Genomic DNA, 16,732 nt, shown 5'->3' with positions numbered 1-16,732 from the left:
TTCTGTGCCGGTGTGCCCCGGCCCCCGCAGGGTCAGGTCAGGTGGCCGTGCAGGCGTACGCGGGCCAGCCCCCCGTCCGGGTAGATGTCCACCCGCACATGCGTGACCGGCTCCGCCACCGCGAGCCGGAAGCGATGCGGCGTGTCGGGCTGCAGCCGGGTCCTGGCCAGCAGCTCGACCTCGCGCTCCCCGTCCACCCCCGTCAGCGCCACCGCGGCGGGCGCGTTGAACAGCAGGTTCGTGGTGTCGATCTCGGCCAGCCGCACGACGCCCCGCCCCGCCAGCCGGATGACGAGCCAGTCGTTGCCCCCGTCGCGCCGCCGGGCGGTCTCCCAGCCCTCCGCCTGGTGCCGGGCCGTGCCGGGCGCGATGACGTTGTTGGGCGCGGAGTAGAACTCGTCGGAGCAGGCGGTGACGAGCCCGCCGTTGGCGAGCGCGGCCAGGTCGAGCCCGAGCCCGTCGTAGAGGGACAGGTCGGGCCGGACCTCCCCGTGCACGCGCAGCCGGGCGACGCCGCCGTCGGGGTGGATGTTGAGCCGTACGTGGGTGTACCGGGCCTCGTCGGACACCTCGAAGAGGTGCTCGGTGTCGCCGTCGAGCTTGGCGGGCGGCACGATCTCCGTCCACGGCGCCGCCAGCACCTCCTCCAGCGACGGATGCCCCTCGACGGCCGCCGCCTCCACGGAGGCGTGGGTGGGGTAGTTGCCCCTGAACCAGGCGGTGTCGATCACCACGCCGCGGATCACGCCCGGCATCCCCAGCCGCACCACCGCCCAGTCGTGCCCCGGCTCGCGCCTGCGCCGGGTCTCCCAGCCGTCGTACACCTGCCCCTTGTTGCCGAAGGTCTCCGGCCGGAAGCCCGGTCTGCCGGGCCTGATGAGGCTCTCCTTCTCGGCGAAGGACTCGTCGCTGGCGGCCGTCACCGAGCCGCCGAGGGTGCGCAGGGCCAGGTCGGGCAGCCGGGTGAAGGAGTTCATCTACCGCACCTCCAGGAGCAGTCGGCCGTGCGGCGAGCCGTCCACCGGTCGTCCGCGCAGCCAGGTGGTCAGGACGGCGCCCTTGAGGGTGCGGCCGTGGTAGGGGGTGACGGGGTTCTTGTGGTGGAGGCGGGCGGCGTCCACGAGGGTGTCGGCGTCGGGGTCGAATGCCACGAGATCGGCATCGTTACCGGCCTTTATCCCGCCTTTTCCGGGGATGCCCGCCATGGTGGCCGGGTTGGCCGACATCCAGCGGGCCACGTCCCCGAGCCCGTGCCCTCTGCGCGCCGCCTCCGTCCACACCGCCGTCAGCCCGAGCTGGAGGGAGGCGATGCCGCCCCAGGCGGCGGCGAAGTCGGGCACCTTCAGGTCGGCCGTCGAGGGCGAGTGGTCGGAGACGACGCAGCTCAGCACGCCCCGCGCCAGCCCCTCCCACAGCAGGTCGCGGTTGGCCAGCGAGCGGATCGGCGGGCAGCACTTGTACGTGGTCTCCCCGTCGGGCACCTGCTCGGCCGCCAGCGTCAGGTAGTGCGGGCACGTCTCGGCGGAGACCGGCACGCCGCGGGCCTGGGCCGCCTCCAGCACCTCCAGGCACTCGGCGCCGGAGACGTGCAGGACGTGCACCCGGCACCCGGTCTCCTCCGCCAGCCGCACGACCCGCTCGACGGCGCTGCGCTCCGCCGCCCCCGGCCGCGAGGCGAGGAACTCCCGGTAGCCCGGCCCGGCGGGCTCGGACAGCAGCGCGGGGTCCTCCGCGTGCACGATCATCAGCCCGCCGAACCCGGCGAGCTCCTCCAGCGCCTCCCGCAGCTCGCCGTCGCCCAGCGGCGGGAACTCCTCCACGCCTGACGGCGACAGGAAGCACTTGAACCCGTGGACCCCGCGCGCGTGCAGCGGCGCGAGCTCCTTGACGTTGCCGGGCACGGCCCCGCCCCAGAAGCCGACATCCACGTGGCACTGCCCTTCGGCGGCCCGCAGCTTGGCGTCGAGCGCCTCGCAGGAGACGGTGGGCGGCAGGGAGTTGAGCGGCATGTCCACGATCGTGGTGACGCCGCCGGCCGCCGCGGCCCTGGTGGCGGAGTCGAAACCCTCCCAGTGGGTACGTCCCGGCTCGTTCACGTGGACGTGCGTGTCGACCAGGCCGGGCAGCAGCGCCAGGTCGCGCAGGTCCACCTCCTCGGCCGCGGGCAGGGGCGCGGCGTAGTCGTACAGGGCGGCGATCTTCTCACCCCGCACGGCGACGGCGGCGGACCGCTCCCCCTCGGGCGTGACAGTCCTGCGGGATCTTACGACGAGATCGAACGGGGTCATCCATTGCCCTCCAGGTGGCGGTCGGCGGCGAGCCGGGTGGCGAGGCGTTCGAGCAGGGGGCCGGCCTCGGCCATGCAGCGGGCCGGGTCGGGCTCCAGGTCGGTCAGGGCGTAGGCGGCCTCGATGCCGGCGGCCCGCAGCTCGTCGTCGGAGAGCGTGCGCCGCCCGCAGACGGCGACCACGGGCACACCGGCCCTGGCCGCGGCCTGCGCCACGCCGACGGGGGCCTTGCCGCGCAGCGACTGCTCGTCCAGCGACCCCTCGCCGGTGATCACCAGGCGGGCGCCCTGCACCAGCTCGCCGAAGCCGAGCAGGTCGAGCAGGTAGTCGATGCCGGGCCTGATCTCGGCGTGCAGGAACGCCAGCGCCGCGAACCCGACCCCGCCCGCCGCGCCCGCCCCCGGCGCTCCCGCCACGCCCATGGCGCGCACCACGTCGTCGTGCTCGACCGCGCCCATCAGCCCGTGCGTGGCGGTGGCGACGGCGGCCAGGCGGGCCAGCGCCGCCTCCAGGGTCTTCACGTCGTCGGGCGTGGCGCCCTTCTGGGGGCCGTAGACGGCGGCGGCGCCGTGCGGGCCGAGCAGCGGGTTGTCCACGTCGCTGGCCACCACGAACTCCACGCCGGAGACGTCGAGGAAGCCCGACAGGTCGATGCGGGCCAGCTCCTTCAGCGTCGCCCCGCCCCTGGGCAGGTCGCGGCCGTCGCCGTCGAGCAGGCGGGCGCCGAGCGCCTGGGCCAGGCCCGCTCCCCCGTCGGTGCAGGCGCTGCCGCCCAGCCCGAGCACCACGCGCTTGGCGCCGCGGCGCACGGCGTCGGCGATCAGCTCGCCGGTGCCGTAGCTGGTGGCGGTCAGCGGCTCGCACTCGCCGGGCAGGCGGCGCAGCCCGGACGCCTCCGCCAGCTCGACCACGGCGGTGCCGGCGGGCTGCCAGGCGTAGGAGGCGGGGACACGCTCGCCGGTCGGCCCGGTGACCTCGATCGTGATCCGGTCGAAGCCGCATGCCACGGCGGCGTCCACGGTGCCGTCACCGCCGTCGGCGACGGGCAGCTCGACCGTGGGCACACCAAGCCCGGCCGACACCCGCGAGCACACCTCGGCGGCCGTCAGCGACCCCTTGAACTTGTCCGGGGCGACCAGAACATGCTGAACCACTACGAACTCCCACCTGATGATGAACAATGTCCAGACACGCCTTCCTGCCCGGTGCGAGCGGGCAGGAAGGCGTGACTCATCATCACATCCCGCGTTCGGCCGGGGCAGAGCGCAGGTGGTTGAAGACGAGGTTCAAGGTGATCACCAGCAGGCTGCCGGTGCTGATGCCGCTGTCCAGGATGGTCTGGGCCCAGTGGGGGAACTCGTCGTAGAAGTCGGGCGCGCCGACCGGGATGGCTGCCACGCCGATGGAGACGGCCACGATCACCAGGTTGTGGTTGCCCTCGTAGCTCACCTTCGACAGCGTGCGGATGCCCGACGCGGCCACCGTGCCGAACATCGCGATGCCCGCGCCGCCCAGCACGGGCTGGGGGATGGCCGCGATCACCGCGCCGAGCACCGGGATGAGGCCGAGCAGCACGAGGATGCCGCCGGCTGTCGCCACGACCCAGCGGCTGCGCACGCCGGTCAGCCCGACGAGCCCGACGTTCTGCGCGAAGGCGGTGTAGGGGAAGGTGTTGAACACGCCGCCGAGCGCGGTGGAGAACCCGTCGGCGCGCAGCCCGTCCGCCAGCCGCCGCGGGGTCAGCTCGGAGCCGGTCATCTCGGCCACCGCCACGAAGTCGCCGGTGGTCTCGGTCATGGAGACGAGCATGACCACGCACATCGAGATGATCGCGGTCACCTGGAAGGTCGGCAGCCCGAACGCGAACGGCGTGCTGATCCCGAACAGGGCGGCGGAGCCCACGTTCGAGAAGTCGGTGAACCCGAGCGGGATCGCCACCAGCGTGCCGGCCGCGATGCCGGCCAGCACCGCGACCCGGCCCAGGAACCCCTTGGACAGCCGGTAGATCGCCAGGATGAACAGCAGCACGGCGGCGGCCATCGCGATGTTGCGCGGCTCCCCGTACGTCGGGCTGCCCGCCCCGCCGGCGGCCCAGCGGGCCGCGACCGGCAGCAGCGAGATCCCGATGATCGTGATGATGGTGCCCGTGACCAGCGGCGGGAAGAACCTGACGATCCTGGCGAAGTACGGGGCGACGGCCACGACGAGCAACCCCGAGACGATGACGGCACCGTAGATGGCCGGCAGCCCGCCCTGGGTGGTGCCGATGAGCACCATCGGGGTAACGGCCGCGAACGTGCAGCCCTGCATGATGGGCAGCCGGATGCCGAACCGCCACACGCCGACGCACTGGATGAGCGTGGCGATGCCGCTGATCAGCAGGTCGGCGTTGATCAGGTAGGCGAGCTGGTCGGGTGGCAGCTTCAGCGCGCCGCCCACGATGAGCGGCACCGCCACGGCTCCCGCGTACATCGCCAGCACGTGCTGCAGCCCGAGCGTGCCGAGTTGCGCGGCCGGCAGGCGGGCGTCGACCGGATGCACCTCACTCTTCATGGGTCACTCCAGGTTCGGGGGGTGATCTCCAGTGAAGCCGCCACTCCCCCCGCGAACCTATGCACGGGCTCATCAACCGGCGCCCTCCGGACCCGGCTCCGGATGTGTGATCCTCCAAGTAGGCTCACCGCAGGAAAGGGGGCCTTTGTGCGGATTTCGCAGGAGCAGCGGCGTGCCCGGATCGGGGTGCGGCACCGGCTGGCGGGCAAGGCCGCCACCCCTGAGGAGGTGGCGGCGTCGGTGGTGGCGCTGCACGGCACGGACCCGGCGACGGTGTTCCTGTCGGCGGGCGCGCGGCTGACGGCGCCCGGCCCCGAGCCGGTCGAGCGGGCCCTGTACGCCGACCACACGCTGGTGCGGATGCACGGCATGCGGCGCACGGTGTTCGTGGTGCCGGCGGCGCTGGCGCCGGTCGTGCACCACTCCACGGCGCTGGCCATCGCCCGCAGGGAGCGCGCTTCGGTGCTGAAGGCGTTCGGCGCGGGCGGCTGGGACGAGGCGCGGCTGAAGGACCTGGAGGCGTCCGTGCTGCGCCTGCTGGCCTCGGGCGATGCGACCACCGTCGAGCTGGGCAGGCTGGAGCCGCGGCTGCGCGAGCAGGTCACGCTGGCGGTGGGCAAGCCGTACGAGGGCGTGGTGAGCATCGGCTCGCGGCTGCTGCCCCTGATGGCGCTCGACGGCCTGCTGGTACGGCGGGGCCGCGCGGGCGGCACGTGGGTCAGCGGCACGCACTACTGGAGCCTGGCGCCGGAGCAGGCCGAATGGGCCGCCCACGAGGCGCAGGCCGAGCTGGTAAGCCGCTGGCTGGCGGCGTTCGGGCCCGGCACGGAGTCGGACCTGAAGTGGTGGACCGGCTGGACGCTCAAGGACGTGCGCCGGGCGCTGTCGGCCGTCGGCGCGGTGGCCGTCGAGCTGGACGAGGGCACCGGTTACGTGCTGCCGGGCGACACCGAGGAGGTCGCGCCGTCCGCGCCGTGGGCGTCGCTGCTGCCCGCGCTCGACCCGACGCCGATGGGCTGGCAGGCCCGCGACTGGTACCTGCCGCCGGAGCACCGGGCCGAGCTGTTCGACCGCAACGGCAACGTGGGCCCCACGGTGTGGTGGGACGGCCGGGTCGTGGGCGGCTGGGCGCAGCGGCCGGACGGGGAGATCGTCTGGCGGCTGCTGGCGGACGTGGGCGCGGACGCGGTGGCCGCGATCGAGGCCGAGGCGGCCGGGCTGGCCGCCTGGCTCGGCGGGATCAGGGTCACGCCCCGCTTCCGCACCCCGCTGGAGCGCACGCTGGCGTCATGAGACCGTGCGGACGAACTCCTCGAAGGAGTAGCGGCCGTCCTGGTCGGAGTCGGCCTCCTGGCTCATCGCGCCGAGCGCCTCGGCCGGGAGGCCGGGGAAGTGCCGCTTCAGCTCGGCCTCGCTGATGTAGCCGTCGCCGTCGGTGTCGATGTCGGCGAAGGCAATCTTGAGCTCCGCCAGCCGCTCCTCGGGAAGTTCCTCCGACACGGGACCGCCTTTCCTGTTTCTACGGATACGTCCAGCCTAGTGGTCTCCGTGGATCCGTACGGCGGGGGTGATCCCGCGTTCCCGCGCCAGCCGCGTCAGCCGCCGGTGCGCCCGCACGCCGGCCCGCCCCGCCTCGTCGTGGGAGGTGGTCCGCAGCTCGCCGTCCGCCACTACCGTGCGCCCGCCCACCAGCACCCTGGCCAGCGGCGGCATCGGCCCGAAGACCAGCGCGCAGACCGGGTCGGCGACGGCGGCGGTGTAGGGGCCGTCCACCCGCCACAGGGCGATGTCGGCCAGCTTGCCGGGCTCCAGCGTGCCCAGCTCGTCCTGGCGCCCGAGGTTGCGGGCGCCGCCCAGGGTGGCCAGCTCCAGGGCCTGCCGGGCGGTGAGCGCCTCCGGCCCGTACCTGGCGCGCTGGAACAGCAGGGCCTGCCGCATCTCCCCGGCCAGCGGCGTCAGCTCGGAGGAGGCGCTGCCGTCCACGCCGAGCCCGACGTTCGCGCCGCGCCTGAGCAGCTCCGACACCGGGGCGATGCCCGCGCCGAGCCGCCCGTTGGAGGAGGGGCAGTGCGCGGTGCCCGTGCCGGTGGCGGCCAGCCTGCCGATGTCGGCGTCACTGAGGTGCACGGTGTGCGCGAACCACACGTCGGGGCCCAGCCAGCCCAGCTTCAGCATGTAGTCCAGGGGGCGCAGCCCGAACCGCTCGCGGCAGTGCTCCTCCTCGTCGAGGGTCTCGGCGAGGTGCGTGTGCAGCCGCACGCCCTTCTCCCTGGCCAGCGCGGCCGACTCGGTCATCAGCTCGGCGCTGGCCGAGAACGGCGAGCACGGCGCGACCGCCACGCGCAGCATCGAGGAGAACGACGGGTCGTGGTAGGCGTCCACGGCCTCGGCGGTGGCGCTCAGGATGTCGTCCAGCTCCTCGACCACGACGTCCGGCGGCAGGCCGCCCTTGGACTGCCCCAGGTCCATGGAGCCGCGGGCCGGGTGGAAGCGCAGCCCCACGGCGCGGGCGGCCTCGATCTCGGCGGCCAGCAGGTCGCCCCTGCCCTTGGGGAAGAGGTAGTGGTGGTCGCTGGTGGTGGTGCAGCCCGACAGCGCCAGCCAGGCCAGCCCGGCGGTGGCCGCGCCCTCGACCACCTCGGCGTCCATGGCGGCCCACACCGGGTAGAGCGCGACCAGCCACTCGAACAGGGTGGCGTCCTGGGCCAGGCCCTGGGAGGCCCACTGGTAGAGGTGGTGGTGGGTGTTGACCAGGCCGGGGGTGGCCAGGCAGCCGGTGCCGTCGATGCGGGGGACACCGGGCGGGTCAGGGGCGGGGCCCGCGGCCACTTCGGCGATCCGATCACCCTCGATGCGGATATATCCGGATTCGAGGTCGGGGCCGGACACGGGGGCCACGTGGACGTTCTCGATGATCATCGGTGCTCCTTGCGGGAGGCGGCCAGCCGTACCGCGTCGAGGATCTTCTCGTAGCCGGTGCACCGGCACAGGTTGCCCGCCAGCGCCTCCCTGATCTCGGCGTCCGACGGCCGGGGGCAGCGTTCGAGCAGGTCGTGTGCCTGCACGAGCAGGCCGGGCGTGCAGAAGCCGCACTGCACGGCTCCGCACTCCACGAACGCCTCCTGCACCGGGTCGAGCCGGTCGCCGTCGGCGAGCCCCTCGACGGTACGCACCTGCCGCCCCTCGGCCTGCCCGGCGGCGACCAGGCAGGCGCAAACCGGCACGCCGTCCAGGTAGACCGTGCAGGAGCCGCACTCGCCCTGCTCGCAGGCGTTCTTGGAGCCGGGCAGGCCGAGGCGCTCGCGCAGCACGTACAGCAGGCTCTCGCCCTCCCAGACGTCGTCGGCGCTCTCCTGCCGCCCGTTGACGGTGAAGGTGACACGCATCAGGCGGCCCTCCTTCCCAGGTGCGCGCGCATCAGGCGGCCCTTCTTCCCAGGTGCGCGCATCAGACGGCCCTCTTCTCCAGGTGCGCGCATCAGGCGGCCCTCTTCTCCAGGTGGTCGGTCCAGGCCCAGGTGAGCGTGCGGCGCGCCATGACGCCGATGGCGTGCACGCGGTAGGCGGCGGTGCCGCGCACGTCGTCGATCGGGGCGGCGGCCCGCGCGCACAGCTCGCCGAAGCGCCGCAGCAGCGCCGGGTCGAGCGGCGCGTCCCAGTCGAGCTCGGCGGCCAGCAGCTCCTCCGCCTCCAGGGCGCGGCGCGGGGTGGGCGCGGCGGAGCCGAGCCCGGTGCCGACCCGCCGCTCGCGCGGGTGCAGCGCGATCGCGAACGAGCACACCGCGATCACCATGGCGTTGCGCGTGCCGACCTTGGAGAAGTACTGGGGCCCCGTGGCCGGGGGCACGTGCACGGCCCTGATCAGCTCGTCCGGCTCCAGGGCGGCACGCTTGACCCCGAGGTAGAACTCGGCGGCCGGGATCATCCGCACGCCGCGCTCGCGCGACTCCACCTCGACCACCGCCCCGGCCGCCAGCAGCGGCGGATGGCTGTCGCCCGCGGGCGAGGCAGCGCCCAGGTTGCCGCCGACGGTGCCGCGGTTGCGGATCTGCGGCGAGCCGACCGTGCGGGCGGCCTGCGCGAGCCCCGGCAGCGGGCCGCCGAGCTCGGCGATGACCGCCGCGTACGGCACCCCGGCCCCGACCCTGCACAGCCCGCCGGTCATCGACCACTCGCGCAGCTCGGCCACCCGGGTGAGGTCGAGCAGCGCGGGCGGCCTGCGCACGCCGAAGTTGATCTCCACCATCACGTCGGTGCCGCCCTGGACGGGCACCGCGCCCGGCTGGTCCGCCTTGGCGGCCAGCGCCTCCTGCCACGTCGTGGGGCGTAGGAAGTCCATCGTCGCCCCCTACTCCCAGGCGAAGGCGGCGTCGGGGGCGTCCTCGCGCAGCACGCCGCCCTCGATCAGCCCGTAGGGCCGGTCGGCGGCGTAGAACACCTCGTTCTCGTTGTCCAGGCCGAACGGGGACAGGTCCACCGCGAAGTGGTGCTTGTTCGGCATCGACAATCTGACCTCGCAGAGCTCGGGACAGGTGGTCAGGACGCGCTCGCCCATGGCGTACAGGGTCTGCTGGAGCGAGAGGCTGTGGGTGCCGGCGAACGCGTCGATCAGGCACTGCCTGGCCTCGTCGTACGACTTGGCGTAGGAGGAGGCGTCGGGCGAGGCGTGCCGCCACCGGGCGCGGACGGCGGTGGCCAGGACGCGGTCGGTGGTCGGCGGCAGCGTGGTGTACTCGTCGGTCAGGAAGCCGTGGAACTCCGAGCCCGTCGAGTTCAGCACCACCAGGTCGGTCAGCCCGGACAGCACGGTGGTGCGGCCGTCGCGGTCGTGGTGGACCACGCAGGTGCGCACCTCACCGCCGTCGCGCACGAACGAGTGCGGCCCCGCGCGGTTCCAGCCGTACTCCTCGATCTCCACCCTGGCGTGGTGGATCGAGGGGTGCGCCGCCACGAAGTGCCTGGCCAGGCGGAGGGCGAACTCCTCGATCTGGCCGACGCCGTAGCGCCTGGCGAAGACGTACACCATGTTCTTCTGCGTGTCGGTCGGCAGGACGGCGGAGTTGTCGCCGGTCAGGTGCGCGGCCTCCATGTCGCCCGACAGGGAGGTGCTGACGCTGACGTCCTTGACGTGGTGCACGGGGCCGTCGCGCAGCACGTGCACGAGCCTGGTCTCCGCCTTGCCGTAGCGGTTGGCGCCGAGCTTGACGATCATTCAGCTCCCTCGGTAGGTGGAGTAGGCGTACGGGCTCAGCAGCAGGGGCACGTGGTGGTGCCGCTCGGGGTCGGTGATCATGAAGGTGACGACGACCTCGGGGTAGAAGGTGTCCTCCAGGTACGCGCCGGTGTCGAAGATCACCCGGTGCACGCCGGCGCCCGGGCTCCAGCCCTTGATGCGGCCGTCGCCGTCGGTGCGGCCCTCGGCCACGACCCGGCCGTCGTGCTCCAGGCGGACGCGCAGGCCGGCGGCGGGCAGGCCGGTGACCGCGTCGAGCACGTGGGTGGAGAAGCTCACGCCGCCTCCCCCGCCAGCTCGCGCAGCCGCAGCCGGGTGATGGCGGCCAGCTCCCGCCGGACGACCGCGCGCTCGCGCTCCTCGTCGTTGCCCAGCCGCTCGCGCAGCCTGGCCAGCAGCTCGGCGCCGGTGCGCCCGGTGGCGCAGACGAGGTAGACGTGCCCGAACCGCTCCTCGTAGGCCCGGTTGCCCTCGGCGAGCGCCGCGCGCAGGCCGTCCTCCACGCCCGACTGCTCCTGCCGCGACCACGCCGACTCGCGGTCCGTCCCGCCCGGCCGCTCCCCGATTCTCGGGTGGGCGCTCAGCGCCTCCAGGACGTCGTCCCAGGCCAGCTCCAGCACGGCCGCGCCGGCGGCGTCGAGCAGCCGCTCCAGGTCCGCGTACGGCCGCAGCGCGGCCACCTTCCCGGCGAACGCGCGGGAGGCGCAGCAGGCCAGCAGGTCCGCCTCGGCCTCGGCCGGCGACCGGGCGTTGAAGTCGGTGAGCATGCCAGAAGTACACACAGGCGCTTCGTGCCCGGTCCATCCGCGAGAACTCCCAACTCGGGGTCCGGATACCGGGCACTTTTGGTGTCATGCTCCAATCACGTGCGACGGCCCGGCGGACGATCCGGCAGGTGAGCGCGCGTCGCGGCGACGGAAACGGTCGGGGGCTGCGCCTACACTGGGGGCCATCATGACCCCAACTTCCCTGATCGGCGGACACGTGTCCGTGACAGGCGGCCTGGCGACGGGCGGCCTCAAGTACATGGCCGAGATCGGCGCCGAGATGATCCAGGTGTTCGTCACCAACCCGCGCGGCTGGGCGCTCAACGACGGCAAGCCCGCCGAGGACGCCAAGCTGGCCGAGTCGGGCGTCACCGCGTTCATCCACGTGCCCTACCTGGTCAACTTCGGCTCGCCCAGCCCGGAGACGCTGGCCAACTCCATCGCGGTGGTGCGCCACGGCCTGCGCCGCGGGGTGGAGATCGGCGCCGAGGGGGTCGTGGTGCACACCGGCTCGGCGGTCACGCAGCCGCGCGACGACGCGCTGCGCCAGCTCCACGACAACCTGCTGCCGCTGCTCGACGAGATCCCCGAGGGCGGGCCCGACCTGCTGCTGGAGCCGATGGCCGGCCAGGGCGCGATGCTCTGCGCCACCGTCCAGGATCTGGAGCCCTACCTCGCCGCCCTCGACTGGCACCCGCGGGCCTGCGTCTGCCTCGACACCTGTCACGCCTTCGCCGCCGGTCACGACCTGGCGGCCGAGGGCGGGGTGCGCGAGACGTTCGACGCGCTGCACGCGATCGCGCCGGGGCGGCTGAAGCTGATCCACGCCAACGACTCCAAGGACGTGTGCGGCGCCAAGAAGGACCGCCACGAGAACATCGGGGCCGGTCACATCGGCGCCGAGCCGTTCGGCGAGATGATGCGGCATCCGGCGGTGGCCGGGGTGCCGATCTGCATCGAGACGCCGGGCAAGGCGCCCAAGCACGCGGAGGACATCGCGCTGCTGAAGAAGCTCAGGGACGGCTGACCACCGCCGCTCGGGAGTCCCCGGATAAAACGCCCATCGCGGTTTCAACCGTGATAGGGGCGCCCGCTCTCGCGATCCGACCGCCCCCGAAGGCCGGATCGCGGGGCCGACTCAACGGCCGCAGCGGGCGCCCCCTCACGTTCGGCGTGGCGGGCCCCACCCCCCGGTAAGGGGCCCGACCGCCGCGGCGACCTGCGTGTCGCCGGAGAACCCCGCGCACCGACCCTTTCGATGGACCTTGCGGCCCGTCCCCCCGGTGCGCCGGGAAGGCTTCCGATGCCGAAACACTACGGTTGCGATCTTGTGGGCGAAACCCTGTTTACGGACAGCTCGTTGAACGGTTAGTAGTCAGCGATGTGCGGAGAGTGGTGTCACGACCAACGGTCGCCATCGAGCGACGAACGGCAGGTCGGGGGGCCCGCGAGATGCTCGGGCAGATGCATCTTGGCCATCATCCGGCCCACCGCCTGCGGCACTCGACCCGGTGTGACCAGGGATATCACCACCATTGCGGCGAAGGAGACCGGCACCGCGACCGGAGCGGGGCAGGAAGTCAGCGAGCCCATCTTCACGCCTGCCTGCTCCGCGACCACAAGCACCGCGGTCACGCCCCCGCCGGTGGCGAAGCCCGCCGCGACGCCCACGTCCGTCAGCCGCCGCCACCAGATGCCCAGCACCAGCATCGGGCAGAACGTGGCGGCCGAGAGGCTGAAGCCCAGCAGCACCAGCGCCACCGACACGCCCGGGCTGCTGACCGCCGTCAGCGCCATCCCGGCGAGCGTGACGGCGACCACGGCCGCGCGGAACGGCCGGATCCCGGCCCGGGTCACGCACGCCGACAGCGCGCCGCCCACGGCCACCAGCACGCCCCCCGAGGTGGCCAGGAAGGCCGCGAACGCCCCCGCCGCCAGCAGACCCGTCAGAACGTCCCCCACGAGCCCGGAGAGCAGCGTGGCGGGCAGCAGGAGCACGATCTCGTCCGCGGCGGCGCCCCGCACGTGAACGCTGCCCAGGACCCCGTACAGCGGCGGCACGACGCAGAACACGGCCAGCATGACCTGGGTGGCCACGATCGAGCGCCGGGCGCCGTGCCCGTCCCTGCTGGTGTAGACGCGCACGATCACGTGCGGCAGCCCCATGGTGCCCAGCGCGCAGGCCAGCAGCACCGACAGCACCCCGGGCAGCGACGGGTCCCCCGCTCCCGCCAGCCCCGCGCCGCCGGTCCGGTAGGCCCCCTCGAACCAGGCGGCGGACCGGCTGCCGGCCATCCACCAGCACACCGCCCCGACACCCAGGAACACCGCCAGCTTCAGCCAGAACTGCGCGGCCTGCACGCTCGTCACGCTCCCGAGACCGCCCGCGAACGCCACGATCAGCGCCGTGGCCGCCACGGCCGCCCAGCCCAGCCACGGCGGCAGCCCGGTCAGCAGCCGCACCACCACTCCTGCGGCGTGGAACTGGGCGACCAGGAACGCCAGCCCGACGACGAGCACGAAGCAGGTGGTGAAGCGGCGCAGCACCACCGAGCGCAGCCGCCATTCGGCGAAGTCGGGCAGCGTGAACGTGCCGGAGCGCCGCAGCGGCGCGACGACCAGGGCCAGGATGACGACGAACCCGGCGGCGGCCCCCGCCGGGTACCACAACATCGGCGAGCCGTGCGTGGCGATGAGCCCGGCCGTGCCCAGGCAGGCGGCGGCCGAGGTGTACTCGGAGGTGATCGCGGCGCCGTTCCACCACGGGGGAACGGCCCTCGCCGCCACGTAGAAGTCGGAGGCGCCGCTGGAGCGGCGCGGTCGCGCGGCGCCCACCATGACGCCCAGAACCAGCACGAAGGCGATCCCGGTCAGCACCGCGACGGTCATCTCTCCAGCCGCTCCGCCCACCTGAGCTGCAGCACGGACAACCCCACCCAGGCGCCCTGCACCGCCACCGACAACGCCACCCAGACCCAGGGGTGCGGCGCCCACATGGCGAGGACCGGCACGCCCACCAGGAGCCCCGCCGTGACGCCCACGGTGCGCAGCGCCTGCCGTAACTGCAGGCCCACCATGGCGGGCACGTCAGGAGGGCTCTCGGGCAGGCACGCCGTGCCCGCGTAGTCGAGCCTGGCGCCGATCGGCGGGGGCCGCCGCGTCACGACGACGCGGCGCCCGCCGGTCACGAGATCGCTCCCCTGTGCTGGCGCACGAGCTGCTCGCGCACCTGACGGCTGTGCCTCCTGCTGACCTGCAGCGTCTCGGTGCCGACGGTGAGCGTCACCCGCCCGCCCTCGAAGCGCAGCTCGCTGACGTGCCGGGCGGAGACGAGCGTGCTGCGATGGATGCGGATGAACCCGGCATCCGACCAGCGCCGCTCCAGCGCGGCCAGCGACATGCGCACCAGGTAGCTGCCGTCGACCGTGTGCAGGCGCACGTAGTCGCCCTTGGCCTCGGCGAACCACACGGCCTGCTGCGGCACGAACCTGGTGCGCCCGCCCAGCTCGACCGGGATCACGTCGTCCTGCCCCGGCTCGGGCGCCGGGTTGGTGGCGGCCTCCAGCCTGCGCACCGCCTCCGACAGGCGCTCGGCCCTGACGGGCTTGAGCAGGTAGTCGACCGCCTCCAGCTCGAAGGCCTGCACCGCGCACTCCTCGTGCGCGGTGACGAACACCAGCCGCGGCGGGCTGGGGAAGCCGCCGACGAGCCTGGCGAGGTCGAGCCCGTCGAGGCCGGGCATCCGGATGTCCAGGAACACCCCGTCGAGCCGCTCGCCGCCGCCGATCATCTGGACCATGTCCTGCAGCGCCGTGACGCCGTCGGCCGCGGTCGTGACGTGTTCGATCCGGTCATCCTGGCGCAGCAGGTAGGCGAGCTCCTCCAGAGCAGGCACTTCATCGTCTACGGCCAGAACCCTCAGCATGTCCACCACGCTGTCGTATGAAAGCAGAGACCATCAGCGCCACGCTAGCATAGCGTAAGGATTTGACTACAAAGAGCTAAGCTGCGTCTTGGGTACGCGCAGCCGCACCTTGGTCCCGGCCCCCAGCGCCGTCTCCACGACGAGGCCGTAGCCGTCGCCGTAGATCTGGCGCATGCGCAGGTCCACGTTGGCCAGGCCGATGCCGCTGCCCTCGCGCGCCGGGTCCTCGTCCAGCATGCGCCTGGCGCACTCGGGGTCCATGCCGGCGCCGTCGTCCTCGACCGTGATGTGCGCCTCGGGGCCCGCGTCCCGCACCACGACCCGCACCTCGCCGGGGCCGCCGCGGCCGGCCATGCCGTGCTTGATGGCGTTCTCGACGAGCGGCTGCAGGCACAGGAACGGCACCGGCACGGGCAGCACCTCGGGGGCCACCTGCATGCTGAAGCGCAGCTTGTCGCCGAACCGGGCCCGCTCCAGCAGCAGGTAACGGTCCACGCAGGTCAGCTCGTCGGCCAGGGTGGTGAAGTCGTGGGCCCTGCGCAGCGCGTACCGGGAGAAGTCGGCGAAGTCGAGCAGCAGCTCGCGGGCGCGCTTGGGGTTGGTGCGGACGAACGAGGCGATCGTCGTCAGCGCGTTGTAGACGAAGTGCGGCGAGATCTGCGCGCGCAGGGCGCGCATCTCGGCCTCCAGCGCGCGCCGCCTGGAGGCGTCGAGCTCGGCCAGCTCCAGCTGGCCGGAGACCCAGCGGCCGACCTCGCAGACGGTACGCACCAGCGCGGCGCTCACCTCCTGCTCGAAGGCCGCCAGCACGCCCACCACGGTGCCGTCCACCGTCAGCGGCACCGCCACGGCCCCCAGCTCAGGCCCCCCGGGCCGCCCGGGGAACACCTGGGCCTGCCCGGCGGCCATCGTGGCGCGGGCGTAGGTGAGCACGTCGTCGGTGCACGGCCCGTCCCAGGCCAGCGCGGCGTCGGTCGAGGTGATCGCGACGGCCGAGGTGCCGAGCAGGGTGCGCAGGTGCCGCACGGCCTTACGGGCGGAGTCGCGATCGAGCCCCGCGCGCAGGGCGGGGGCGGCCATCGCGGCGATGTGCAGCGTGGTGTACGTGGCGTCGTCCGCCCTGTGTCCCTCCGGTGCCGCCGGGCCGCGCCACGGCGCGCGAGCGAGCCTGTAGCCCAGGAGGAAGGTCAGAGAGCACAGCGCCACGCACACGGTGGTCAGCATGCTGGAAACCGTAACCAATAACGGACCGTGCCCGGGGGAAAACACGGAGTTGTGTCAGGGCGGGCCCTCTCCGGGTTCTTCCTGGTAGGAGTAGCGCTGCTCGCGCCACGGGTCGGCGACGTTGTGGTAGCCGCGCTCCTCCCAGAAGCCCCTGCGGTCCTCCAGGAGGTACTCGATGCCGCGCACCCACTTCACGCTCTTCCACGCGTACAGGTGCGGCACCACGATGCGCAGCGGGAAACCGCGCTCGGGGCTGAGCGGCTTCTCGTCCAGCTCCGTCGCGAACAGCGTGCCGGGCGCGGCGAAGTCGGACATCCGCAGGTTGGCGCTGTAGCCGTACTCGGCCCAGATCATCACGTGGCGCACGCCGGGGTCGGGCGGGGCGGCGGCCATGATCGTGGCGGGGGTGACGCCGCGCCACTCGTTGGCCATGAGGGAGAACTTGGTGACGCAGTGGAAGTCGGCGATGCGCGTGGCGCGTGGCAACTGCTCGAACTCGCCCCAGTCGAAGCGGTGCTCCTCGCCCGACGCCGTGGCCCCGAACACCCGGAAGTCCCAGCTGTCCGGCTTGAACGCGGGCACCCTGCCGTAGTGGATCACGGGCCTGCCGCGCGGGACGTACTGGCCTGGAGGCAGGCGCGACTCCTCCACGATCACTCCCCTCACCGGTCTCGCGTCTTGGGCCATCCTGCCATCGGGTCATGAGTGGTTCGCGAGCGGGTGCGGTGCGGTAGGCTTTCGCA

General features: G+C 73.2%; 18 protein-coding genes. 2 read left to right on the top strand and 16 right to left on the bottom strand.

Going from position 1 to position 16,732, the window contains the following annotated elements; translation table 11 throughout:
• Positions 1 to 32: 32 nt before the first annotated feature.
• The 4 genes from alc to LCN96_RS17955 form a co-directional block, all read right to left on the bottom strand.
• A complete protein-coding gene (alc, locus tag LCN96_RS17970) occupies positions 33 to 977 on the bottom strand; it encodes an allantoicase (RefSeq protein ID WP_225273873.1) in 945 nt (314 codons plus the stop codon).
• Positions 978 to 2,288 (bottom strand): allantoinase AllB, encoded by a 1,311-nt coding sequence (gene allB / locus LCN96_RS17965; protein ID WP_225273872.1) that lies wholly within the window; start codon positions 2,286 to 2,288, stop codon positions 978 to 980. It abuts the gene before it with no gap.
• Positions 2,285 to 3,442 (bottom strand): glycerate kinase, encoded by a 1,158-nt coding sequence (locus tag LCN96_RS17960; protein ID WP_225273871.1) that lies wholly within the window; start codon positions 3,440 to 3,442, stop codon positions 2,285 to 2,287. Before LCN96_RS17960 ends, allB begins: the two co-directional genes overlap by 4 nt.
• A gap of 82 nt (positions 3,443 to 3,524) precedes the next feature.
• On the bottom strand, positions 3,525 to 4,841 hold the full coding sequence (locus LCN96_RS17955) for a nucleobase:cation symporter-2 family protein (protein ID WP_225273869.1): 1,317 nt from the start codon (positions 4,839 to 4,841) through the stop codon (positions 3,525 to 3,527).
• A 147-nt stretch (positions 4,842 to 4,988) separates the two neighbouring features.
• Here LCN96_RS17955 and LCN96_RS17950 point away from each other — a divergent pair, with 147 nt between their 5' ends.
• A complete protein-coding gene (locus tag LCN96_RS17950; protein ID WP_225273868.1) occupies positions 4,989 to 6,134 on the top strand; it encodes a winged helix DNA-binding domain-containing protein in 1,146 nt (381 codons plus the stop codon).
• On the opposite strand, the gene LCN96_RS17945 is transcribed toward LCN96_RS17950, so the two are convergent.
• From LCN96_RS17945 to uraD, 7 genes are all read right to left on the bottom strand, one after another.
• Positions 6,129 to 6,341 (bottom strand): EF-hand domain-containing protein, encoded by a 213-nt coding sequence (locus tag LCN96_RS17945; protein WP_225273867.1) that lies wholly within the window; start codon positions 6,339 to 6,341, stop codon positions 6,129 to 6,131. The two genes, LCN96_RS17950 and LCN96_RS17945, sit on opposite strands and share 6 nt — an antisense overlap.
• A 36-nt stretch (positions 6,342 to 6,377) precedes the next feature.
• Entirely contained in the window at positions 6,378 to 7,760 is a 1,383-nt protein-coding gene (locus LCN96_RS17940; protein ID WP_225273866.1) for an 8-oxoguanine deaminase, read from the bottom strand.
• Positions 7,757 to 8,227, bottom strand: a complete 471-nt coding sequence (locus LCN96_RS17935; RefSeq protein ID WP_225273864.1) for a (2Fe-2S)-binding protein — start codon at positions 8,225 to 8,227, stop codon at positions 7,757 to 7,759. The genes LCN96_RS17940 and LCN96_RS17935 overlap by 4 nt, the downstream gene beginning before the upstream one ends.
• Before the next feature lie 91 nt (positions 8,228 to 8,318).
• On the bottom strand, positions 8,319 to 9,179 hold the full coding sequence (locus LCN96_RS17930) for an FAD binding domain-containing protein (protein ID WP_225273863.1): 861 nt from the start codon (positions 9,177 to 9,179) through the stop codon (positions 8,319 to 8,321).
• A 9-nt stretch (positions 9,180 to 9,188) separates the two neighbouring features.
• Positions 9,189 to 10,052, bottom strand: a complete 864-nt coding sequence (gene pucL / locus LCN96_RS17925; protein WP_225273861.1) for a factor-independent urate hydroxylase — start codon at positions 10,050 to 10,052, stop codon at positions 9,189 to 9,191.
• Positions 10,053 to 10,352, bottom strand: a complete 300-nt coding sequence (uraH, locus tag LCN96_RS17920) for a hydroxyisourate hydrolase (protein WP_225273860.1) — start codon at positions 10,350 to 10,352, stop codon at positions 10,053 to 10,055.
• On the bottom strand, positions 10,349 to 10,840 hold the full coding sequence (gene uraD, locus LCN96_RS17915; protein ID WP_225273858.1) for a 2-oxo-4-hydroxy-4-carboxy-5-ureidoimidazoline decarboxylase: 492 nt from the start codon (positions 10,838 to 10,840) through the stop codon (positions 10,349 to 10,351). Before uraD ends, uraH begins: the two co-directional genes overlap by 4 nt.
• 187 nt (positions 10,841 to 11,027) lie before the next feature.
• On the opposite strand from uraD, the gene LCN96_RS17910 reads away from it, so the two are divergent.
• Complete coding sequence (locus LCN96_RS17910) at positions 11,028 to 11,867, top strand: deoxyribonuclease IV (protein WP_225273857.1); 840 nt, start codon at positions 11,028 to 11,030, stop codon at positions 11,865 to 11,867.
• Between the two features lie 371 nt (positions 11,868 to 12,238).
• On the opposite strand, the gene LCN96_RS17905 is transcribed toward LCN96_RS17910, so the two are convergent.
• From LCN96_RS17905 to LCN96_RS17885, 5 genes are all read right to left on the bottom strand, one after another.
• Positions 12,239 to 13,729, bottom strand: coding sequence for a sodium:solute symporter family transporter (locus LCN96_RS17905; RefSeq protein ID WP_225273855.1), 1,491 nt, complete (start codon positions 13,727 to 13,729; stop codon positions 12,239 to 12,241).
• Positions 13,726 to 14,028, bottom strand: a complete 303-nt coding sequence (locus LCN96_RS17900; protein WP_225273853.1) for a hypothetical protein — start codon at positions 14,026 to 14,028, stop codon at positions 13,726 to 13,728. The genes LCN96_RS17905 and LCN96_RS17900 overlap by 4 nt, the downstream gene beginning before the upstream one ends.
• Positions 14,025 to 14,765, bottom strand: a complete 741-nt coding sequence (locus LCN96_RS17895) for a LytR/AlgR family response regulator transcription factor (protein WP_225273851.1) — start codon at positions 14,763 to 14,765, stop codon at positions 14,025 to 14,027. Before LCN96_RS17895 ends, LCN96_RS17900 begins: the two co-directional genes overlap by 4 nt.
• A gap of 66 nt (positions 14,766 to 14,831) precedes the next feature.
• Positions 14,832 to 15,989: a sensor histidine kinase gene (locus LCN96_RS17890; RefSeq protein ID WP_225273850.1), complete on the bottom strand. Its 1,158-nt coding sequence runs from the start codon at positions 15,987 to 15,989 to the stop codon at positions 14,832 to 14,834.
• 54 nt (positions 15,990 to 16,043) lie between these two features.
• Positions 16,044 to 16,640 (bottom strand): molybdopterin-dependent oxidoreductase, encoded by a 597-nt coding sequence (locus tag LCN96_RS17885; protein WP_225273849.1) that lies wholly within the window; start codon positions 16,638 to 16,640, stop codon positions 16,044 to 16,046.
• Positions 16,641 to 16,732: the final 92 nt, after the last annotated feature.

The sequence above is a fragment of the Nonomuraea gerenzanensis genome, assembly GCF_020215645.1.
GTDB lineage: Bacteria > Actinomycetota > Actinomycetes > Streptosporangiales > Streptosporangiaceae > Nonomuraea > Nonomuraea gerenzanensis.
This window is presented reverse-complemented; position numbering and strand designations above follow the sequence as displayed.